The following is a 21,111-nucleotide window of genomic DNA, read 5'->3' on the forward strand; positions in this document are numbered from 1 at the left end:
CCGGCGCCCGGGCCGAGGGGGTACCCGTCCTCGCGGCGTTGGGGCGTCGCGATCGTCTCCGGGCCGCCCCGCTTCCGTGGCGCCGTCCCGGGAGCCGCGCATTCATCCGGGGGCGGGGCGATCGCCGGGCCGGCATCCTGTTCGGCGGACCTGGTCACCGTGGAGACGGCCGACCGGACCGTAGGCGGCGCCGGGCGCGTCCGCGACGATCGACGCGGCGACCCGGGGTGAACCGTCCGCGCGGCGGGCTCGAACCCGCGGGCGGTGGCGGCCGCCACCGCGGCCACGGGGGTGCGCGGGGGCCCTTCGGCTGCCGCGGACCGGGTCAGTCCACCAGGGCCTGCGTGCCGAGCACGGTGAGCAGGGCGAGGCGTTCCGCGTCCTCCGTGCCGGGCTCGGCGGTGTAGATCATGATCCGCAGGTCGCTGCCGGCCACCGTGAGCACGTCGCAGTCCAGCCGCACCGGGCCCACCTGCGGGTGGTCGATGGTCTTGTGCGCGGCTTCGTGGCGGCCGATCGCCCCGGAGTCCCACTGGGCGGCGAAGCGGTGGCTGTGCGCCCGCAGCTCCGTGACGAGCCGCCGCAGCCGCTGGTCGGACGGGTAGCGTGCGGCGGCGGCGCGCAGGTCGGAGACGATCGCCGTCTCGAACGCCTCCAGGTCCTCCGGGTGGTGCCGGGCGCGGCTGCTCAGGCCGAGGAAGTGCCGCCAGACGCCGTTGCGCTCGTTGCCGCGCCAGCCGGAGGGGTCGCCCATCAGGGCCGCGTAGGGCGGGTTGTACTGGAGCAGCGTCCAGGACGCGTCGTAGACCGCGACGGGCGTGCCCGCCATGCGGTCCAGCAGCCGGTGGACGCTCGGGGTGATGTACGCGGGCACCGACTCGGGCCCCGGCGGCGCCAGCCCGGCCAGCTCGAACAGGTGGGCCCGCTCGGCCGGGGACAGCCGCAGGGCACGGGCCATGGCCTCCACGACCTGCGCCGAGGGGTGGGAGGCGCGGCCCTGTTCCAGCCGGGTGACGTAGTCGACGGAGATCCCGGCGAGCTGGGCCAGCTCCTCACGGCGCAGGCCCGCCGCGCGCCGGTGGCCGCCCGTGGGCAGACCTGCCGCCTCCGGGGACACCTTGTCGCGCCACCGGCGCACCGCACTGCCGAATTCCGCTGTCGCCATGTCCCCAGTGTGCTCCGCGGACGCGGGATCGCCCTGGTACCGCGAGTCCCAGGAACACCGGACGACTGTCTGTGCGGCGGTCCCCGCCGCACGCTGGAGGCATCCGTCACCGGCCCATCGACCGTCCCAGCCGAGGAGCGAGACCATGCCGACCACTTTCATCACCGGAGCCAACAAGGGCCTGGGGTACGAGACCGCCCGCCGCCTGATCGCCGAGGGCCACACCGTCTGGATCGGCGCGCGGGACGCCGAGCGCGGCCGGGAGGCCGCCGAGCGACTGGGCGCGCGCTCCGTCGTCGTCGACGTCACCGACGACGCCTCGGTGGCGGCCGCCGCGCGGACGATCGAGGCCGCCGGCGGGCTGGACGTGCTGATCAACAACGCCGGCATCGAGGTGCGCCGGGCGGACAACAGCGTGGTGCCCACCGCCGAGACCACCGCCGACCGGATGCGGCAGACCTTCGAGACCAACGTCTTCGGCGTCGTGCGCGTCACCCACGCCTTCCTGCCGCTGCTGCGCCGGTCCGCCGCCCCGGTCGTCGTGAACGTCAGCAGCGGTCTGGCCTCGCTGCACCACGTGTCCGACCCCGACCAGCCGGCGTACCTGTTCCCGGGGCTGGACTACCCGGCGTCCAAGCTGGCGGTCAACATGATCACCGTGCAGTACGCGAAGGCGCTCCCGGACTTCCGGGTCAACGCCGTGGAACCCGGCTTCACCAAGACCGACCTGAACGGCAACACCGGCTTCCAGACGGTCGAGGAGGGCGCGGAGGTCATCGTCCGCATGGCGACGGTCGCCCCCGACGGCCCGACCGGCGGCTACTTCGACCGCAACGGCGCCCTGCCCTGGTGACGTCCCGTCAGTTCCCTTGCTCCGGCGGCGCCCTGGCCGACTCAGGCGCCGCCGGGGCGTGCGGGGGAGTCCGGAGGGCGCGAACGAGAGGCCCTTCTGAGTCAACTCCCCATCGAACATGGCCCGATCGAGTCGAATACCGTCCGAACGTGTCCGGCGCGTCACGTTGAGGCGTAGGCTCCGGCATATGCGCATCGCCGTTTCCTCGGACATGGACGAGCCAGTGGCGCGGCTGCTCGTCGACGAACTGCGCGGCCGCGGCCACACCGTCCTTCCGCACGGCGCACTGCGCGCCGGCGACCGCCCGGACTGGGCCTGGAGCGCCGAGAGCGCCGCCCGGGACGTCGGGGAGGGCCGCGCCGACCAGGCCGTGGTCTGCTGCTGGACCGGGACGGGAGCCTCCATCGCCGCCAACAAGGTGCCGGGCGTCCGCGCCGCCCTGTGCGTCGACGCGTACTCCGCCGACGGCGCCCGCACCTGGAACGACGCCAACACCCTCGCGCTCAGCCTGCGGCTCACCAGCGCACCTCTGCTCCGGGAGATCCTCGACGCCTGGCTCGCGGGCGGCCCCAGCACCGAGGCAGACGACCGCGCCAACGTCGCGCACCTGGAGGAGATCCGATGAGCGGCGAGCTGGTGTGGGTCGTCATACGTCAGGACGACAACGGCAACCGCTACCGTGTCGGCCGCTACGCCACCCGTCAGGAGGCCGAGCACGTCGCGGACACCCTCGACGCCCGCGGGCACAAGCAGCTCTATGTGATCGAGCGCATCGACCGCCGCGCGTCGTAAGGTTCCGCGCATGACGACGCGCGACGTGACGGTGGTGGTCGGTGCCGCCCTGCTCGACGACGGCAGGCTGCTCGCCGCCCGGCGCACCGCCCCGCCGGAGCTGGCCGGCCGCTGGGAGCTGCCCGGCGGCAAGACCGAACCCGGCGAGACCACGCGGGACGCGCTGGTGCGGGAGCTGCGCGAGGAGCTCGGCATCGAGGCGGAACCCCTGGAACGCGTCCCCGGCGAGTGGCCGCTGAAACCGGGGTACGTGCTGCACGTCTGGACCGCGCGCATCCTCTCGGGCGAGCCCCGGCCGCTGCAGGACCACGACGAGCTGCGCTGGCTCGCCCCCGGCAGCGTCCACGAGGTGGACTGGCTGGACCAGGACCGGCCTGCCGTGGCCTGGGCGGCGGCGCGGGCGTCCGGGCGCTGATGCGCCGCTCTCCCGCCGCCGGACCCGTGGCCGCCGACGCACCCCTACCCGCCGCCGCCCCGCGATACGCGGACCGGAATACCGGGTATGGGCTGATTGATCCGCCCATGACGCTCCGGCGGCCACCCGCCGGACACCCCGCAATCGTCTGGGGTCCCCACCCATGACCCGGAGCGACGACTCCACGGAGGACCCGGAGGGTACGCAGCACCCTGCGCAGCCCGGGACCGGGGCTCCCCGTGCGCGCGGCACCGTGGGGTCGCCGCCGTCCGCGCCCACCACGGCGGGCAGCCTCCTGGACACGCTGCGGCTGGCCGTGGTCATGCTCGACACCTCCGGGCGGGTCCTGCTGTGGAGCCCGCTCGCGGAGGAGATGCTCGGCTGGGCGGGCGAGCACATCGTGGGCCGCCGGGTCGGCACCCTGCTGGCGACCGGCGCCCGGCCGGCCGCCCGCGGCAGCCGCCGGCTCGCCGCCGTGCCCTCCCCCGGCTCGGCGGAACGCATCCTGGAGGAGCTGCTGCGCTCCGGCAGCTGGGACGGCGTGCTGTGGCTGCGCCACCGCGACGGCCACCTCGTGCAGGTGGAGGCCAGGGCCTCGATGCTGGTCGACGGGGACGGCCGCCAGTTCGTCCTGGCCTCGGTCGCCGAGACCAGCCGCATCCGCACCCTGGAGCACGACCTCGCGGCCCTGGACCCGCTCTTCGACTCCTCCCCGCTCGGCGTCGCCATCTTCGACACCGACCTGCGCTACATCCGCGTCAACGACGCCCTGACCCGGATGAACGGCGTCCCCCGCGAGCAGACGCTGGGCCGCCGGGTCGAGGAGGTGGTGCACAAGGACGCCGCCGAGGAACTGGCGACGCTGCAGCGGCACGTGCTGGCCACCGGGCGGGCGGTCATCGACGTCGTCGTCCCCGGCCCCGCCTCGGGATGGCGGTCGGTCTCCTACCACCGCCTGGAGGACGGGGCGGGCCGGGTGCTCGGCATCAGCTGCACTGTCATGGACGTCACCGAGCGCCAGCACTCCGCCGCGAAGATCGAGCGCGCCCGCCGCCGGCTGGCCCTGCTCAACGACGTCGGCTCGCGACTGGCGGACCTGCTGGACGTGCGGCGGATCGCCGAGCAGCTGGCGCAGGCCGTCGTGCCCCGGTTCAGCGACTACAGCGGGGTCATCCTGCACGCCAATGTGCCGGACGGCGGCGAGCTGCCCGGCGCCCCGTACGGGGACGCCACGCAAATGCGCCAGCTGGGCATCGGGGCGATCAAGGAGGGGCCGCTCGTCGAGCGGATGCTCGGCCTGGGCAAGGTCATCCAGGTCGACCGCGCGTCGATCTTCGGCGCGGTGCTGCACACCGGCAGGCCCGCGCTGGTGCAGAGCCCGCGGGAACTGCGGGAGACGATCACCACCTACCCCGGCGACCCCAAGGTGCAGGCCGCGGTCGACCTCGGCATCCACTCGCTGATCGTGGCACCGCTGCTGGCCCGCGGCATCGTGCTGGGCCTGCTGGTGGTCAGCCGGGCCGGCGGGCGCGAGCCGTTCGACGCCGAGGACCTCGCGCTGGCGAGGGAGCTGGCCGACCGCTCGGCCGCCGCCCTGGACAACGCCCGCCTCTACATCCGCGAGCGCGAGGGCGCGCTGATGCTCCAGCGCAGCCTGCTGCCGCAGAGCGTCCCCGAACCGCCCGGGGTGGAGCTCGCCTTCCGCTACGTCCCCGGCAGTTCGGGCGCCGCAGCGGGCGGCGACTGGTTCGACGTCATCCCGCTCGCCGGCGGCCGGGTGGCGCTGGTCGTCGGGGACGTCATCGGGCACGGCCTGCGGGCCGCGGCGACCATGGGGCGGCTGCGCACCGCGGTGCGCACCCTGGCGGCGATGGAGATGGCGCCGGAGGAACTGCTGCGGCGGGTCGACGACCTCGGGGACGACCTGGCCGGGGACACCGCCGAGGGCTGGACGGCGACGTGCGTCTACGCCGTCTACGACCCCTCCACCCGGCGGCTGACCGTCGCGCGTGCCGGCCATCCGCCGCCCGTGCTGGTCGTGCCGGGAACGGACCGGGCGGAGGGGGCGCACGGCGTGCGGCTGATGGACATCCCGGCCGGGGTGCCGCTCGGCGTCGGCGGCGTGGAGTTCGAGTCGGTGGAGGTCGACGTCCCCGACCGGGCCGTGCTGGTGCTCTACACCGACGGCCTGATCGAGGCCCGCGACGAGGACATCGACGTCGGCCTGGACCGGCTCCGCGCGGTGCTCGCCCGCCGCCCCCCGCGCTCCCTGGAGACCACCTGCGACGACCTGCTGGCCACCCTCGCGCACGGCCGCGAACCCGACGACGTGGCCCTGCTGGTGGCCCGCCTCGGCGGCCTGCCCGAGGGCAGCACGGCCGCCTGGACCTTCGCCGCCGAGCCGAGCGCGGTGCGTCAGGCCCGGCGGCTCGTGCGGGACACCCTGACGCGCTGGGAGCTGAGGGAGCTGACCGACGTGACCGTGCTGCTCGTCAGCGAACTGGTCACCAACTCCCTGCGCTACGCCCACGGGCCGATCGGCGTGCGCGTCGTGCGCGGTACCTCGTTGCTGGTCGAGGTCTCCGACCCGCTGCCCGATCCGCCGCGCGAACGCTCCGCCGGCGCCGAGGACGAGGGCGGCCGGGGACTGCAACTGGTGGCCCGCGCCTCCCGGCGCTGGGGGACCCGTCACGGACCGCTGGGGAAGACCGTCTGGTTCGAACTCGCCCTGCCCGCACCGGCATGACCGCCTCGCACACGGTTCGGCGCGCGGGAGCAGGGTAGTTGAAGTGGGGCGTAGGAGGGATCCGTACGCCTTGAGATGATGCTGTGATCGACAAGACCATGTGCGGAACGGGGGTAATGCTGAATACTCGGCACCAGCCGGTCCGTATGTGTGAGCTGGAGGGGTCGGGCGTGAGCGATGAGCCATCGGGGGCCGTTGGGCCCCGGAACCCTGAGGCCCTGCCGCAGAGCGCCTGGCAGTCGAGCCCGCCCGGGTCGATCTACGACTACATCCGGGTCGCGTCGTTCTCCCTCGGTCCCGACGGGCGGATCGAGCAGTGGAGCGAGCGCGCCGAGGAGTTCTTCGGGGTGCCCGCGTCCGAGGCCCTCGGCAAGGACCCCATCCGCGCCTTCGTGCCCGAGGACCGCCGTGAACGCGCGCACGAGCGTGTCGCGGAGATCCTCGACGGCCGCGAGTGGACCGGCGTCGTCCCCTACCGCGACAAGGCCGGCCAGGAAGGCCTCGCCGAGGTCTACGTCATGCCCTCGCGCGGCGAGACGAACGGCCGCGGGGCGCTGTGCATCGCCGTCGACATGCGGGTGCTGCGCCAGATCGAGACCGATCTCGCCTCCTCCCAGGCGGTGTTCGGCCAGTCGCCGATGGGCTTCATCCTCTTCGACACGAACCTGCGGCTGCTGCGGGTCAACGAGCGCTTCGCCACCGTGTTCGGCCGCACCCCCGGCGGGCACCACGGACGCAGCCCGCACGACTTCCTCTCCCGCGTCGAGGCCGACCGGCTGACGGCCGCGCTCAAGCAGGTGCTGGACAGCGGCGAGCCCGTGCTGGACATGACGATCGTCGGCACCGTCCCGGCGGCCGGCGGGGCGACCAGCCGGCGCCGCTGGGCGATCTCGCTGTACCGGCTGCACAGCGGCAGCGGACGGCCCATCGGCGTCGCCGGCCTCGCCCAGGACGTGACCGGACGCCAGCGCGCCGAGCGGGAGGCCGCGCACACCCGCCGCAACCTCGCCCTGCTCAACGAGGCCGGCCGGCGCATCGGCAGCTCCCTGGACCTGGAGACCACCGCCCGCGAACTGCTCGACGTCGCCGTGCCGCACTTCTGCGACCTGGCCTCGGTCGACCTCTACCAGGCGCTCCTGGTGGGCGAGGAGGGCCCCGTCGGCACCGCCGACGGCAGCGGCGAGGTCCGCAGGGTCGCCTTCGCCAGCGCCGTCTCCGACGCCCCGGTGACCCGGCTGGGCGGCGCCCACGGCGGCAGCCCGGTCTCCGTCGGCGCCGTGCACCGCTATCCGTTCAACTCGCCCTGGGCGGGCGCCCTGCGCACCGCGCAGACGCAGGTGATAGCCGGCGACGGCGGCGACACCGAGGTGGAGCTCGGTGAACTGGGCGGCGGGCTCGTCCAGTCCACCCTGGCGGTGCCGGTCGTCGCCCGCGACACCGTGCTCGGCCTGGTGCAGTTCGCCCGCGCCAAGGGCAGCGAGCCGTTCTCCGAGCGGGACCGCATGATCGCCGAGGAACTGGCCGCCCGCGCCGCGATCTTCATCGACAACGCGCGGCTGTACCGCCGCGAGCACGAGCGCGCCCTCATCCTCCAGCGCAGCCTGCTGCCCCCCGGCAACCCCGAGGCCGCGGGCCTCGACATCGCCTGCCGCTACCTGCCGGGCAACATGGAGACCGAGGTCGGCGGCGACTGGTTCGACGTGATCGAACTGCCCGGCCACCGCACCGCACTCGTCGTCGGCGACGTCATGGGCCGCGGTCTGCGCGCCGCCGTCGCCATGGGCGAACTGCGCACCGCGGTGCGCACCCTGGCGCTGCTCGACATCGAGCCCGCCGACGTCCTGACCGCCCTGGACGAGGTCGCCCGCGGCCTCGGCGGCAGCGGCGAGGGCCGCACCAGCCGGCACGGCAAGGAGGCCGACTCCTCCGACCTGTCCGAGGTCTACCTCGCCACCTGCGTCTACGCCGTCTACGACGCCATCACCCGACGTGTCACCATCGCCAACGCCGGCCACCTGCCGCCGGTCCTGGTCGAGCCGGGCGAACCCGCCATGATGCTGGAGGTCCCGACCGGCATGCCGCTCGGCGTCGGCGGCGAGCCCTTCGAGGAGGTCGAGGTGGACCTCCCGGACGGCGCCCTGCTGGCCCTCTACACCGACGGCCTCGTCGAGTCCCGCAGCCACCCCCTGGACGAGGGCCTGCGCGCGTTCCGCATGGCGCTGGACGACCCCCAGCGCCCGCTGGAGGACGTCTGCGACCACATACTGGCCCGGCTCGACACCGCCCACGGCGAGGACGACATCGCCCTGCTGATGGCCCGCGTGCACGGACTGCCCGCCGACTCCGTCGGCGACTGGACGCTGGAGCCGACCCCCCGCTCGGTGGCCCGGGCCCGCGAACTGGCCCGCGAGTGCCTGCTGTCCTGGGATCTGGCGGCCCTGGTGGACACCACCGAGCTGCTCGTCAGCGAACTGGTCACCAATGCCCTGCGGCACGGCCACGGCGACATCCGGCTGCGCCTGCTGCGCGACCGCACCCTGGTCTGCGAGGTCTGGGACGACGCCCTCGTGCAGCCCCGCCGCCGGCGCGCCCGCGCCACCGACGAGGGCGGCCGGGGCCTGCAGCTGGTCTCGCTGCTCAGTACGCGCTGGGGGTCCCGCCGCACGCACCGCGGCAAGACGGTCTGGTTCGAACTCGCGCTGCCCGCCGACGGCGGCGGCACCTCGGGGGAGGACACGATCGAGGCGCTGCTCAGCCTGTTCTGAGCAGCGCCCCGAACGAGCCCGGTCGGCCCCGTGGCCGGACCGGACCGGTGGTCAGCTGCTGCGGCGGCGGATCTTGTCGCCCAGCCAGACCAGCGGATCGTACTTGCGGTCCACCGCGCGCTCCTTGAGCGGGATCAGCGCGTTGTCGGTGATCTTGATGTGCTCGGGGCACACCTCGGTGCAGCACTTGGTGATGTTGCAGTAGCCGAGGCCGTGCTCCTCCTGGGCCGACCGCTTGCGGTCCAGCCCCGACTCCTCGGCCGCGTCCAGCGGATGCATGTCCAGCTCCGCCACCCGCATCAGGAAGCGCGGGCCCGCGAAGGCCTTCTTGTTCTCCTCGTGGTCACGGACGACGTGGCAGGTGTTCTGGCACAGGAAGCACTCGATGCACTTGCGGAACTCCTGCGAGCGCTCCACGTCCTCCTGGAACATCCGGTACTCGCCCGGCGCGACCCCCTTGGGCGGCACGAACGAGGGGATCTCCCGCGCCTTCTCGTAGTTGAAGGACACGTCCGTCACCAGGTCCCGTACGACCGGGAAGGTGCGCATCGGGGTGACCGTGACGGTCTCCTCGCGACTGAAGACCGACATGCGGGTCATGCACATCAGCCTCGGACGCCCGTTGACCTCCGCGCTGCACGAACCGCACTTGCCCGCCTTGCAGTTCCACCGCACCGCCAGATCGCCCGCCTGGGTGGCCTGCAGGCGGTGGATGATGTCGAGGACGACCTCGCCGTCGTGCACCTCGACCTGGTAGTCCTTGAGCTCACCGCCGTCGGCGTCACCGCGCCACACCCTGAAGTGCCCCGAGTACGTGCTCACCGGTCCAGCTCCTCGTCCGTCAGGTACTTCAGCAGCTCGTCCTTCTCGAACAGCGCGAGCAGGTCGTCGCGGATCGGCACCGACTCCCGCCGGTCGACCGAGACCTCGCCGAAGGCGTTGGCCGGATCGGTCAGCCGGCACACCAGATTGACCTTGCGCCAGCGCCGGTCCATCTCCGGGTAGTCGTCCCGGGTGTGCCCGCCGCGCGACTCCGTGCGCTGCAGTGCCGCCCGCGCCACGCACTCGCTGACCAGCAGCATGTTGCGCAGGTCGATCGCCAGGTGCCAGCCGGGGTTGAACTGCCGGTGCCCCTCGACACCGGCCCGCCGCGCCCGCACCCGCAGGGCCGACAGCCGGGTCAGCGCCTCCTCCATCTCGTTCTGCTTGCGGATGATGCCGACCAGGTCGTTCATCGTCTGCTGCAGTTCCTGGTGGAGGGAGTACGGGTTCTCCGCGACCTCGTCCGCGACCTTCTCGGCCTCCGCGCTGAACGGGCGCAGCGCCTCCGCCGCGGCGGCGTCGACCTGCCACTCCGCCACCGCCGGACGGGCCGTGCCGAGCCCGGCCGCGTACTCGCTCGCGTGCAGACCCGCCCGCCGGCCGAAGACCAGCAGGTCCGACAGGGAATTGCCGCCGAGCCGGTTGGAGCCGTGCATGCCGCCCGCGACCTCACCGGCCGCGAACAGCCCCGGCACCCCGGTGGCCGCCGCCGTGTCCGGCTCCACGTCCACGCCGCCCATCACGTAGTGGCAGGTCGGGCCGACCTCCATCGCCTCGGCGGTGATGTCGACGTCCGCCAGCTCCTTGAACTGGTGGTGCATGGAGGGGAGTTTGCGCCGGATGACCTCGGCGGGCAGCCGGGTGGAGACGTCCAGGAACACACCGCCGTGCGGGGTGCCGCGACCCGCCTTGACCTCGGAGTTGATCGCGCGCGCCACCTCGTCGCGGGGCAGCAGCTCGGGTGGGCGGCGGTTGTGGTCCGGGTCCTCGTACCAGCGGTCGCCCTCCTCCTCGCTCTGCGCGTACTTCTCCTTGAAGACGTCCGGGATGTAGTCGAACATGAACCGCTTGCCGTCGGAGTTGCGCAGCACCCCGCCGTCGCCGCGCACCGACTCGGTGACCAGGATGCCCTTCACGGACGGCGGCCAGACCATGCCGGTGGGGTGGAACTGCACGAACTCCATGTTGATCAGCGGTGCCCCGGCCAGCAGCGCCAGCGCGTGCCCGTCGCCGGTGTACTCCCAGGAGTTCGACGTCACCTTGAAGGACTTGCCGATGCCGCCGGTGGCCAGCACCACGGCCGGCGACTCGACCACGAAGAAGCGCCCGGACTCCCGCACGTAGCCGAAGATCCCCGACACACGGTCGCCGTCCTTGAGCACCCGGGTGACCGTGCACTCCTGGAAGACCTTCAGCCGGGCCTCGTGGTCGCCGTACTCGGCCTGGTCCTCCTGCTGCAGCGAGACGATCTTCTGCTGGAGGGTGCGGATCAGCTCCAGGCCGGTCCGGTCGCCGACGTGCGCCAGCCGCGGGTACTCGTGGCCGCCGAAGTTGCGCTGGGAGATCTTCCCGTCCTTCGTGCGGTCGAAGAGCGCGCCCCAGGTCTCCAGCTCCCACACCCGGTCCGGCGCCTCGCGGGCGTGCAGCTCCGCCATCCGCCACTGGTTGAGGAACTTGCCCCCGCGCATGGTGTCGCGGAAGTGCACCTGCCAGTTGTCGTGCGGATTGACGTTGGCCATGCTCGCGGCGATGCCGCCCTCGGCCATGACGGTGTGCGCCTTGCCGAAGAGCGACTTGCAGATCACCGCGGTGCGCATGCCCTGCTCGCGCGCCTCGATGGCGGCCCGCAGCCCGGCCCCGCCCGCGCCGACCACGACGACGTCGTAGGCGTGCCGTTCGACTTGCGTCATCAGAAGAACCTCGGATCGTCGAACGCCCCACTGGCGACCAGATAGACGTAGAAGTCGGACACGGCCACGCTGATCAGTGAGGCCCAGGCCAGCCCCATGTGGTGGCGGTTGAGCCGCCCCACCCAGGTCCAGGCGCGGTACCGCACCGGATGCCGCGAGAAGTGCTTCAGCCGTCCGCCGACGATGTGCCGGCAGGAGTGGCAGGAGAAGGTGTACGCCCAGATCAGGGCGATGTTCACCAGCAGCACCAGGGTGCCCAGGCCCATGTGCCCCCACGCGCCCCGCCCGTCCCGGAAGGCCAGGACGACGTCGTAGCTGAGGATCGCGGCCACCGGGATCGCGAAGTAGAAGAAGTACCGGTGGATGTTCTGCAGGATCAGCGGGAAGCGGGTCTCGCCGGTGTACCCGGCGTGCGGCTCGGCCACCGCGCAGGCGGGCGGCGAGGCCCAGAAGCCCCGGTAGTACGCCTTGCGGTAGTAGTAGCAGGTCAGCCGGAAGCCCAGCGGGAAGATCAGGACGAGCAGCGCCGGGGACAGGCCCCACCAGCCGCCGAAGATCGGCCAGCGGGCGCCCAGCGGCATGTCCACGCAGTTCGACGCCAGGCAGGGGGAGTAGAACGGCGAGACGTACGGCTCCGCGTAGTAGTGCGCGCCCGCGAAGGCGCGCCACGTCGAGTAGACGACGAAGGCGGTCAGGCCCAGCGCGGTCAGCAGGGGTTGCAGCCACCACCGGTCGGTGCGCAGGTGGCGGGCGGGAATGGCGGCGCGCCCGGCGGACAGGACGCCGTGGCGCGCGGGTGGAGCGGGTGGAGGCGGTTCGGTTCCGGGTTCGGTTCCGGTATCTGTGGCCAAAGGTGGCTCCCTAGGGCGCTCGGCGGTCCGGCGCCCCCAGCCCTTCGTCCTCCGCGCCGGACCAGAATGAGGGGTCGTACGGCGTGTCGGGGATGGTCACCATCTCCGGGCGCGGTTTCTGCCCCGTGTGGGTGGTGCTGACGCTGTCACGCAGCAGCGCGAGGTCGTCGCTCAGGTGCTTGGTGTCGGCGCGCACGCGCCGCATGTCAAGGCTGTCGCCGACCTGCTGTTCGAGCCGGGACACGGCTCTGCCGAGCTCGTCCAGCCGGCGCTGTACCGATGTCAGATCGTCCTGCAGGGACATGGCTGTCCTCACCTCCGCCACGGTGCGGTGCACGGCGCTAGCGCCTGCCGAGTGTTGCGCGTCACAGTCGCGCTTGGGAAGAGATCTGCCGTGATTCTCACACTCGTGGGGGGCGTACGCCCGGCGCCGCGCGCCCCGTTGGGCCGGTCGGGTGGGAGCCGGGAGGCGTGCGCCGTGTCGGGCGCGAGGCGGCGTGATGATCGCTTTCAGTGAGGTGCGATAAGCGGCAAATACGCCACATGGTCATGGCCCCGGTTCGCGGAGGTACGCAACGATGGCCCGCAGCGCCCCCCTCTCCCCTCCCGCGCTCGCCACCGCGCTGGCCCTCGCACTGGCGACGCTCGCCGGGTGCTCCGCGGGCCGTGAGGACCCGCTCGCCGGGACCGACCTCGCCTCGGCGCCGCGCGACGCGGTGCGCGACGGAGGCACGCTGCGCTGGGCCGTCGACACCGCGCCCGCCACGCTCAACGCCTTCCAGAGCCCGGCCGACGACACCACGGACCTGGTGGCCGCGGCGGTGCTCCCCGCGACGTTCCGGCTGGACGGCAGCGGACGGCCGCAGCGGGACGCCGACCTGCTGGAGTCCGCGCAGGTCGTGGAGCGCGAGCCGCGGCAGGTCGTGTCGTACAAGCTCAACCCGAAGGCGGTCTGGAGCGACGGCCGGGCCGTGTCCACCGCCGACTTCGCCGCCCAGTGGAAGGCGCTGCGCGGCAAGGACGAGGCCTACTGGGCCGCCCGCAACGCCGGCTACGACCGGATCGCCTCGGTCGCGCAGGGCAAGGAGCCGGGCGAGGTCCGGGTGACCTTCGCCCGTCGCTTCGCCGACTGGCAGTCGCTCTTCACCCCGCTCTACCCCAAGTCCGTGACCGGCACCGCCGCGGCCTTCAACGACTCCGCCCGCCGCGCCCTGCCGGTGGCCGGCGGTCCGTTCAAGGTGCAGAAGGTCACCGCCAAGGACGTCACCCTGGTCCGCAACCCGCGCTGGTGGGGCGACCGGGCCAGACTGGACCGGCTGGTGCTGGCCGCCGTGCCGGCGCACCTGCGGGCCGCCGGCCTGGCCGACGGCTCGCTGGACATGGCGAAGGTGGACCGCACCCCGAAGATCAAGGGTGTGTCGGTGTACCGGACGCGCTCGGCCTCCTACACGCAGCTCGCCCTCAACGGCGCCGACGGCCCGCTGGCCGACGAGCGGGTCCGGCGCGCCGTGGCCCGCGCGGTCGACCGGCAGGAGATCGCGCGCTCGGTGCTCAAGCCGGTCGGCCTGCCCGACGAACCGCTCGGCAACCACCTGCTGCTCGCCTCCCAGGCCGGGTACGCGGACCACAGCTCCGCCCTCGGCGAGTCCGACCCCAAGGCCGCGCAGGCACAGCTCGCCGACGCGGGCTGGCGCCGCACCGCCCTGGCCCCCGCCGGTCCGGCGGAGCGCAACCAGGCGGCGTCCGCGCGCAAGGTCCGGGTCACGGTCGTCGAGCCCTCCACCACCGTGCTGCGCAAGAACGGCAAGGCGCTCACGCTGCGCTTCGTGCTGCCGGAGTCCAACAAGGCCCTGGACGCGGTCGGCGACCGCATCGCCGCCATGCTCTCCGGGATCGGCGTGCGCACCGAGATCCAGAAGGTCTCCGACGAGAGCTTCCTGCGCGACCACCTCGCCGCAGGCGACTTCGACCTGGCGCTGTACTCGTGGCCCGGCACGGCCTTCCCGGCCACCGACACCCGGCCCATCTACGCCAAGCCCGAGGCCGGCCCCGACGGGAGCCTGGTCGTCGCGCAGAACTTCCCCCGGGTCGGCACCGACCAGATCGACCAGCTCCTCGACCAGGCCTCCGGCGAGCTCGACCCGGGCACCGCACGCGACCTGGCGGCCCGCGCCGACGCCCGCATCTGGGCCGTGGCCGGCTCCCTGCCCCTCTTCCAGCGCCCCGAGCTGGTCGCCCTGCGCTCCTCCGTCCGCAACGCGGGCGCCTTCGGCTTCGCGACCCCGCGCTTCCAGGACATCGGCTTCAGGAAGTGATCCTCCCGCCCGGGTGACCGCCGTCGGTCCGCCCGTGCGACGGTGCCCCGCGCCGCAGCGTCCGTGCTGCGGCGCGGGGCACCGCCGCGTCACCGGGACGAAGATCACACACCTGCCGGTACGCGGCCGGGGAGCGGGCAGCGGGCACCGGCGCGGCCCGGGCCGCGGCCGGGGCGATCATGCCCGGGCCGTCGTTACCCTCCGGGCCCCGTACCATGGGGTGAGGCCGTGGCTTGACTCGCCCGGCGGGCTGGTGTGCCGACGAGGGCACGCCGCCCCACCTACCTACCCGGGAGAAGCGCCCCAGTATGCCCACGCGCAACGACATTCGTAATGTCGCCATCGTCGCCCACGTCGACCACGGCAAGACGACGCTGGTGGACGCCATGCTCAAGCAGGCCGGAGCCTTCGCCGCGCACCAGCATCTGGACGACCGGATGATGGACTCCAACGACCTGGAGCGCGAGAAGGGCATCACCATTCTCGCGAAGAACACGGCCGTCAAGTACCACCCCAAGGGTGGCGGCGACCCCATCACGATCAACATCATCGACACCCCCGGCCACGCCGACTTCGGCGGCGAGGTCGAGCGCGGTCTGTCGATGGTCGACGCGGTCGTGCTGCTGGTGGACGCCTCCGAGGGCCCGCTGCCGCAGACCCGCTTCGTGCTGCGCAAGGCGCTGTCCGCGAAGCTGCCGGTCATCCTCTGCATCAACAAGACCGACCGCCCGGACTCACGGATCGACGAGGTCGTCAACGAGACGTACGACCTGTTCCTGGACCTGGACGCGGACGAGGACCAGATCGAGTTCCCGATCGTCTACGCCTGCGCGCGGGACGGCGTGGCCTCGCTGACCAAGCCGGAGAACGGCACCGTCCCGGCCGACAGCGACAGCCTGGAGCCGTTCTTCTCCACGCTGCTCGCGCACGTGCCGGCCCCGGCGTACGACGAGGCCGCGCCGCTGCAGGCGCACGTCACCAACCTCGACGCCGACAACTTCCTGGGCCGTATCGCGCTGCTCCGCGTCGAGCAGGGCGAGCTCAAGAAGGGCCAGACCGTCGCGTGGATCAAGCGCGACGGCTCGATCCAGAACGTCCGCATCACCGAGCTGCTGATGACCGAGGCGCTCACCCGCAAGCCCGCCGAGAAGGCCGGCCCGGGCGACATCTGCGCCGTCGCCGGCATCGCCGACATCACCATCGGCGAGACGCTGGCCGACCCGGAGAACCCGATCGCGCTGCCGCTGATCACGGTGGACGAGCCGGCGATCTCCATGACCATCGGCGCCAACACCTCGCCGCTGGTCGGCCGCGGCCCCGGCGGCAAGGGCGCCGACAAGTCGGCGGTCAAGGACCGCAAGGTCACCGCCCGTCTGGTCAAGGACCGCCTGGAGCGCGAGCTGATCGGTAACGTCAGCCTCCGCGTCCTGCCGACCGAGCGTCCCGACACCTGGGAGGTGCAGGGCCGCGGTGAGCTGGCGCTGGCCATCCTCGTCGAGACCATGCGCCGGGAGGGCTTCGAGCTGACCGTCGGCAAGCCGCAGGTGGTCACCCGCGAGGTCGAGGGCAAGGTCCACGAGCCGGTCGAGCGCATCACCATCGACGTGCCCGAGGAGCACATGGGCGCCGTGACGCAGCTCATGGGCACCCGCAAGGGCCGCATGGACAACATGTCCAACCACGGCTCGGGCTGGGTCCGCATGGAGTTCATCGTGCCCTCACGTGGTCTGATCGGCTTCCGTACCGAGTTCCTGACCGGCACGCGCGGCACCGGTATCGCCCACTCGATCCACGAGGGCCACGAGCCGTGGTTCGGCCCGCTGGTCACCCGCAACAACGGCTCCCTGGTCGCCGACCGCGCCGGTGTCGTCACCGCGTTCGCGATGACGAACCTCCAGGAGCGCGGTGTGCTCTTCACCGACCCGGGCACCGAGGTGTACGAGGGCATGATCGTCGGCGAGAACTCCCGCGCCGACGACATGGACGTCAACATCACCAAGGAGAAGAAGCTCACCAACATGCGCTCCTCCTCCGCCGACTCCTTCGAGGCGATCGTCCCGCCGCGCAAGCTCTCCCTGGAGCAGTCCCTGGAGTTCTGCCGCGACGACGAGTGCGTCGAGGTGACCCCGGAGACGGTCCGCATCCGCAAGGTCGTCCTGGACCAGAAGGAGCGCGGTCGCACCGCCTCCCGCGCCAAGCGCTGACGCGAACCCCGGGCACCGGCCCTGCTCCCGTTCCCGCGGGCAGCCGGGGCCGGTGCCTTTGTGCGACCGGCGCCGTGGACCCCCGTCCGCGGCGCCGGACGGGGGAAACGTGACGAGAACCACCCCCGCCAGACCCTCGCGGGCACTCCTTGTGACTGATGTCACCGCCGTAACGGCCGTGCGCAGCGGGCCAGGTGAGCCGGAGCGGGGTGTCGCGGTTACGCCAGTGGCGCGGCCGCGACAGTGCGTTCCCTGGCGGTCCGTCAGGCACGTACATTCGCGTGGATCCACGCGCTTTCAGGGCAAGTGTTTTCAACTGCCGACGTCCGAATACCGGACAGCGTTCACCGATACTTGTGTTACAAGTCCGTTTCGTCGGTGTCTGTCTACAATCCAAATGTCCGAATTGCGAAACTGTTTTGGACCGGTTGTGACCAAAACGAGATCGTAAGTGTGTGGTTCGTAGGCCCAACGTGACCGATAGTTGGAGCCGTTGAGCTCGGGTCAATGGGTCCAAGCGCTTATGGGGAGCGCCGACTCACGAGCACAGGCAGCCGGTAGTCCACTGTCAGGGGTGTCAGTGGGGTCCGGCGCCTTTCACGTACGGACAGTGACTCCTGAGGAGGCAAACCCATGCGCGGTGCCAAGAGCGCCACTTGGGTCGCAGGCGCGATCATCGTCGCCATGGCCGCAACTGCTTGCGGTGGTGGCAAGGACAATGCCGGTGGTGGCAGCAAGTCTGACGGCATTGTGTCGATGGAGATTGGCGAGCCGCAGAACGGTCTCGTCCCCTCGAACACCTACGAGACCGAGGGTGGCGAGGTCGTCCACGCCCTCTTCGTCGGTCTCACCAAGCTTGACGCCGACAACAAGGTCGTCGACGACATGGCCCAGTCCATAGAGACGACGGACTCCAAGGTCTGGACGATCAAGCTCAAGCCCGGCTACACCTTCCACAACGGTGAGAAGGTGACCGCCCAGTCCTACGTCGACGCCTGGAACTACGGCGCCAACCAGGACAACGCCCAGCAGACCAACGCGCTGTTCTCGCACATCCAGGGCTACGCGGACCTGAACCCGGGCGAGGGCAAGAAGCCGGCGACCGACAAGCTGTCCGGTCTCCAGGCGGTCGACGACTCGACCCTGAAGGTCACCCTGACCGCGCCCTTCTCGGCGTTCAAGGCGCAGCTGTCCTTCAACGGCTTCGACCCGCTGCCCAAGGCCTTCTTCAAGGACCCCAAGGGCTTCGGCGAGGCCCCGATCGGCAACGGCCCTTACATGATGAAGGGCAAGGTCAAGCACAACGAGTCGATCAGCGTCGTCAAGTACGACAAGTTCCCCGAGGCCTCGCAGTACGCGGTCAAGGGCATCAACTTCAAGGTCTACTCGGACGCCGACACGGCGTACAAGGACCTGGTCGCGGGCAACCTCGACATCGACGACTCGATCCCGACCTCCGGTCTGGCCACCTACAAGAAGGACCTCGGCGACCGCGCGATCGACGAGTCCGACTCCGGCGTGGGCTACATCGGCTTCCCGCTGAAGTACAACAAGGCCTTCCAGAACGCGGACCTCCGCAAGGCCATCTCGATGTCGATCGACCGCAAGACGATCGCCGACAAGATCTTCCTCGGCGCCCGTATGCCGGCTGACGACTTCATCAGCCCGATCATCCCGGGTTACCGTCAGGGCGCCTGCGGCGACGCTTGCACCCTGAACCCGACCGAGGCCAAGAAGCTCTACCAGCAGAGCGGCGGCCTCCCGGGCAACACGCTGGAGCTCGGCTACAACGCCGACGGTGACCACAAGGCGTGGATCGAGGCTGTTGCCAACCAGATCCAGACCAACCTGGGCATCAAGGTCACGGCCAAGCCGTTCGAGCAGTTCCAGACCATCCTGAACGACCTGGACGCCAAGAAGTACCAGGGCGCCTTCCGTATGGGCTGGAACATGGACTACCCGAACATGGAGAACTACCTCCGGCCGATCTTCTCGAAGGACGCCATCGCGAACGGCTCCAACTACGCTGGCTACACCAACCCGCAGTTCGAGAAGCTGCTCGCCGAGGGTGACCAGGCGGCGAGCGACACGGACGCGCAGAAGAAGTACCAGGCTGCCGACGACATCCTCCTCAAGGAGATGCCGTACATCCCGGTCTACTTCTACAAGCTGAACGCGGGCTACAGCGACAAGCTCTCGGCCGTGAAGATCGCCGGTGGCAACGTCCTGTGGGACAGCGTCAAGCTCGCCTGAGGCGAGTACGCCCTTGATGTAACGGGCTGACATGGGGTGGGTTAGGGGAGGCCTGATGGTTTCCCCTGCCCACCCTGTCTGCCGTCCGCGTCCGCCCCGCCGCCCCCTCCCAGCCCTCCGGCGGCAGGCGGGTCAGCACCCCCTTCTGGAGAACCAATGGGCCGATACGTCGCGCGCCGTATCTTGCAGGCGATACCTGTACTGATAGGCGTCACGTTGATCATCTATGTCCTGGTCTTCGCCCTGCACGGCGACCCGATCCAGGCACTTGCCGGCGAGAAGCGAGCCGACCCCAACATCGCCGCGATCCTGAGAGAGCAGTACCACCTCAACGACCCCTGGTACGTGCAGTACTGGTACTACATCAAGGGGGTGTTCACCGGGGATCTGGGCACCACGTACACCGGGCGCCCGATCTCCGAGATCGTCTCCCAGCGCTTCCCGGTGACGGCGCAGCTGGCGATCACCGCCTTCGTCATCGAGGCCGTCATCGGCATCCTGGCGGGTGTGCTCTCGGCGCTGCGCAAGGGCAAGTTCCTGGACCAGCTGGTCCTGGTCAGCACCCTGCTGCTGATCTCGATCCCGGTCTTCGTGCTCGGCAACGTGCTCCAGCTGGAGCTCGGCGTCAACCTGGGCATCGTCCCGGTGGCCGGTACCGACGACGGCTGGCCGACCAGCTTCATCCTGCCGGGCCTCGTGCTCGCGTCCACGTCGATGGCGTACATCACCCGTCTGACCCGGGCCAGCATGATGGAGTCCATCCGTGCCGACTACGTGCGTACCGCGGTCGCCAAGGGCCTGCCGTACCGTCGGGTGATCGGGCTCCACGCTCTGCGCAACTCCCTGATCCCCGTCGTCACGTTCCTGGGCATGGACCTGGGCGCGCTGATGGGTGGCGCGATCATCACGGAGAGAATCTTCAACCTGCCGGGCATCGGCCAGCAGCTGGCGCAGTCGGTGTACCTGCGCGAGCGCCCGGTGGTGGTCGGGATCGTCACCCTGCTCGTCCTGATCTACCTGGTGGCCAACCTCGTCGTAGACGTTCTCTACGCCGTGCTCGACCCGAGGATCCGCTATGAGTGAGAACACCATCGAGAAGTCCATCCCGGCCAAGGACGGGATGCCCGGCGAGCCTGTGCCGGCGGCCGAGGAGAAGCCGGCCCGCGCGGCCAGCCTGCTCAAGGACGGCTGGACCGACCTGCGCCGCAACCCGATGTTCATCGTCTCGGGCGTGATCATCCTGCTCCTGCTGGCGCTCGCGGTCGCGCCCGGCGTCTTCACCGCGCGCAGCCCGTTCGTCGACGGCTTCTGCCAGCTGGAGCACTCGCTCGACCGGCCCTCCTCGGGCCACCTGTTCGGCTACGACCTCCAGGGCTGTGATATCTACACCCGCACGGTCTGGGGCACCCGGAACTCGATCATCGTCGGTGTGGTGACCACCCTGCTGACCTCGCTGGTCGGCTGCGTGCTCGGCATGATCGCCGGTCTGCGCGGCGGCTGGCTCGACAACGTGCTGTCCCGGGTCACCGAGGTCTTCTTCGCCCTGCCGCTGATCGTCGGCGCGCTGCTGATCATGTCGATGTTCAACACCGGCAACGTGTGGACGGTCTCGCTGGTGCTGGCGATCCTGGGCTGGCCCCAGGTGTTCCGCATCATGCGCGGCGAGGTGATCGCCAACAAGCACAACGACTACGTCATGGCGGCCAAGGCGCTGGGCGCGGACAGCAAGCGCATCGCGTTCCGGCACATCCTGCCGAACGCGCTGGCACCGGTGATCGTCATCACGACGATGAACCTGGGCGTGTACATCGCCGCCGAGGCCGCGCTGTCCTACCTCGGTATCGGCATCCAGTCGCCGAACATCTCCTGGGGTCTGATGATCAGCGACGTGCAGGACCGGTTCCTGACCGCCCCGCACGCCCTGCTCTTCCCGGCCGGCGCGCTCAGCCTCACGGTGCTGGCGTTCATCATGCTCGGCGACGCGGTCCGCGACGCCTTCGACCCCAAACTGCGCTGAGGA

16 protein-coding genes are annotated in these 21,111 nt (G+C 71.2%); 11 read left to right on the top strand and 5 right to left on the bottom strand.

What is annotated here, in order from left to right; genetic code table 11:
- Positions 1 to 325 precede the first annotated feature (325 nt).
- Positions 326 to 1,165 carry a helix-turn-helix transcriptional regulator gene (locus PV364_RS06875; protein ID WP_319658784.1) on the bottom strand — a complete coding sequence of 280 codons (840 nt, stop codon included), beginning with the start codon at positions 1,163 to 1,165 and terminating at the stop codon, positions 326 to 328.
- Positions 1,166 to 1,310: 145 nt separating this feature from the next.
- Between PV364_RS06875 and PV364_RS06880 the strand changes: the two genes are divergently transcribed.
- The 6 genes from PV364_RS06880 (at position 1,311) to PV364_RS06905 (ending at position 8,736) form a co-directional block, all read left to right on the top strand.
- Complete coding sequence (locus PV364_RS06880) at positions 1,311 to 2,018, top strand: SDR family NAD(P)-dependent oxidoreductase (protein WP_319658785.1); 708 nt, start codon at positions 1,311 to 1,313, stop codon at positions 2,016 to 2,018.
- A gap of 187 nt (positions 2,019 to 2,205) precedes the next feature.
- Positions 2,206 to 2,643 carry an RpiB/LacA/LacB family sugar-phosphate isomerase gene (locus PV364_RS06885; RefSeq protein WP_319658786.1) on the top strand — a complete coding sequence of 146 codons (438 nt, stop codon included), beginning with the start codon at positions 2,206 to 2,208 and terminating at the stop codon, positions 2,641 to 2,643.
- Entirely contained in the window at positions 2,640 to 2,810 is a 171-nt protein-coding gene (locus tag PV364_RS06890) for an SPOR domain-containing protein (RefSeq protein ID WP_319658787.1), read from the top strand. Before PV364_RS06885 ends, PV364_RS06890 begins: the two co-directional genes overlap by 4 nt.
- A 10-nt stretch (positions 2,811 to 2,820) precedes the next feature.
- The gene (locus PV364_RS06895) at positions 2,821 to 3,225 is read left to right on the top strand and encodes a (deoxy)nucleoside triphosphate pyrophosphohydrolase (RefSeq protein WP_319658788.1); all 405 of its coding nucleotides are present in this window, start codon (positions 2,821 to 2,823) and stop codon (positions 3,223 to 3,225) included.
- Between the two features lie 163 nt (positions 3,226 to 3,388).
- On the top strand, positions 3,389 to 5,971 hold the full coding sequence (locus PV364_RS06900; RefSeq protein WP_319658789.1) for a SpoIIE family protein phosphatase: 2,583 nt from the start codon (positions 3,389 to 3,391) through the stop codon (positions 5,969 to 5,971).
- 146 nt (positions 5,972 to 6,117) lie between these two features.
- The gene (locus tag PV364_RS06905) at positions 6,118 to 8,736 is read left to right on the top strand and encodes a SpoIIE family protein phosphatase (protein WP_401981296.1); all 2,619 of its coding nucleotides are present in this window, start codon (positions 6,118 to 6,120) and stop codon (positions 8,734 to 8,736) included.
- A 51-nt stretch (positions 8,737 to 8,787) separates the two neighbouring features.
- On the opposite strand, the gene PV364_RS06910 is transcribed toward PV364_RS06905, so the two are convergent.
- Genes PV364_RS06910 through PV364_RS06925 form a run of 4 tightly spaced genes read right to left on the bottom strand, consistent with a single transcriptional unit; the run spans position 8,788 to position 12,623 of the window.
- The gene (locus tag PV364_RS06910; protein WP_319658790.1) at positions 8,788 to 9,558 is read right to left on the bottom strand and encodes a succinate dehydrogenase/fumarate reductase iron-sulfur subunit; all 771 of its coding nucleotides are present in this window, start codon (positions 9,556 to 9,558) and stop codon (positions 8,788 to 8,790) included.
- Positions 9,555 to 11,468 carry a fumarate reductase/succinate dehydrogenase flavoprotein subunit gene (locus tag PV364_RS06915; protein WP_319658791.1) on the bottom strand — a complete coding sequence of 638 codons (1,914 nt, stop codon included), beginning with the start codon at positions 11,466 to 11,468 and terminating at the stop codon, positions 9,555 to 9,557. The genes PV364_RS06910 and PV364_RS06915 overlap by 4 nt, the downstream gene beginning before the upstream one ends.
- Complete coding sequence (locus PV364_RS06920) at positions 11,468 to 12,319, bottom strand: hypothetical protein (protein ID WP_401981293.1); 852 nt, start codon at positions 12,317 to 12,319, stop codon at positions 11,468 to 11,470. The genes PV364_RS06915 and PV364_RS06920 overlap by 1 nt, the downstream gene beginning before the upstream one ends.
- Positions 12,320 to 12,329: 10 nt before the next feature.
- Positions 12,330 to 12,623 (bottom strand): hypothetical protein, encoded by a 294-nt coding sequence (locus PV364_RS06925; protein WP_319658792.1) that lies wholly within the window; start codon positions 12,621 to 12,623, stop codon positions 12,330 to 12,332.
- A gap of 274 nt (positions 12,624 to 12,897) precedes the next feature.
- Between PV364_RS06925 and PV364_RS06930 the strand changes: the two genes are divergently transcribed.
- The 5 genes from PV364_RS06930 to PV364_RS06950 all read left to right on the top strand — a co-directional run bounded on the left by PV364_RS06930 (position 12,898) and on the right by PV364_RS06950 (position 21,108).
- Positions 12,898 to 14,634, top strand: coding sequence for an ABC transporter family substrate-binding protein (locus PV364_RS06930; protein WP_319658793.1), 1,737 nt, complete (start codon positions 12,898 to 12,900; stop codon positions 14,632 to 14,634).
- A 308-nt stretch (positions 14,635 to 14,942) separates the two neighbouring features.
- Complete coding sequence (typA, locus tag PV364_RS06935; RefSeq protein ID WP_319658794.1) at positions 14,943 to 16,838, top strand: translational GTPase TypA; 1,896 nt, start codon at positions 14,943 to 14,945, stop codon at positions 16,836 to 16,838.
- A 756-nt stretch (positions 16,839 to 17,594) separates the two neighbouring features.
- Entirely contained in the window at positions 17,595 to 19,091 is a 1,497-nt protein-coding gene (locus PV364_RS06940) for an ABC transporter substrate-binding protein (protein ID WP_319658795.1), read from the top strand.
- A gap of 156 nt (positions 19,092 to 19,247) precedes the next feature.
- Entirely contained in the window at positions 19,248 to 20,174 is a 927-nt protein-coding gene (locus PV364_RS06945) for an ABC transporter permease (RefSeq protein WP_319658796.1), read from the top strand.
- Positions 20,167 to 21,108 (top strand): ABC transporter permease, encoded by a 942-nt coding sequence (locus PV364_RS06950; protein ID WP_319658797.1) that lies wholly within the window; start codon positions 20,167 to 20,169, stop codon positions 21,106 to 21,108. Before PV364_RS06945 ends, PV364_RS06950 begins: the two co-directional genes overlap by 8 nt.
- Positions 21,109 to 21,111 lie beyond the last annotated feature (3 nt).

This window comes from Streptomyces sp. MI02-7b (genome assembly GCF_033793585.1).
Classification (GTDB): domain Bacteria; phylum Actinomycetota; class Actinomycetes; order Streptomycetales; family Streptomycetaceae; genus Actinacidiphila.

Coding starts and splice junctions, on each gene's coding strand:
- PV364_RS06875 (WP_319658784.1), bottom strand. CDS start 1,165: ATGGCGACAGCGGAATTCGGCAGTGCGGTGCGCCGGTGGCGCGACAAG.
- PV364_RS06880 (WP_319658785.1), top strand. CDS start 1,311: ATGCCGACCACTTTCATCACCGGAGCCAACAAGGGCCTGGGGTACGAG.
- PV364_RS06885 (WP_319658786.1), top strand. CDS start 2,206: ATGCGCATCGCCGTTTCCTCGGACATGGACGAGCCAGTGGCGCGGCTG.
- PV364_RS06890 (WP_319658787.1), top strand. CDS start 2,640: ATGAGCGGCGAGCTGGTGTGGGTCGTCATACGTCAGGACGACAACGGC.
- PV364_RS06895 (WP_319658788.1), top strand. CDS start 2,821: ATGACGACGCGCGACGTGACGGTGGTGGTCGGTGCCGCCCTGCTCGAC.
- PV364_RS06900 (WP_319658789.1), top strand. CDS start 3,389: ATGACCCGGAGCGACGACTCCACGGAGGACCCGGAGGGTACGCAGCAC.
- PV364_RS06905 (WP_401981296.1), top strand. CDS start 6,118: ATGTGTGAGCTGGAGGGGTCGGGCGTGAGCGATGAGCCATCGGGGGCC.
- PV364_RS06915 (WP_319658791.1), bottom strand. CDS start 11,468: ATGACGCAAGTCGAACGGCACGCCTACGACGTCGTCGTGGTCGGCGCG.
- PV364_RS06925 (WP_319658792.1), bottom strand. CDS start 12,623: ATGTCCCTGCAGGACGATCTGACATCGGTACAGCGCCGGCTGGACGAG.
- PV364_RS06930 (WP_319658793.1), top strand. CDS start 12,898: ATGGCCCGCAGCGCCCCCCTCTCCCCTCCCGCGCTCGCCACCGCGCTG.
- typA (WP_319658794.1), top strand. CDS start 14,943: ATGCCCACGCGCAACGACATTCGTAATGTCGCCATCGTCGCCCACGTC.
- PV364_RS06940 (WP_319658795.1), top strand. CDS start 17,595: ATGGAGATTGGCGAGCCGCAGAACGGTCTCGTCCCCTCGAACACCTAC.
- PV364_RS06945 (WP_319658796.1), top strand. CDS start 19,248: ATGGGCCGATACGTCGCGCGCCGTATCTTGCAGGCGATACCTGTACTG.
- PV364_RS06950 (WP_319658797.1), top strand. CDS start 20,167: ATGAGTGAGAACACCATCGAGAAGTCCATCCCGGCCAAGGACGGGATG.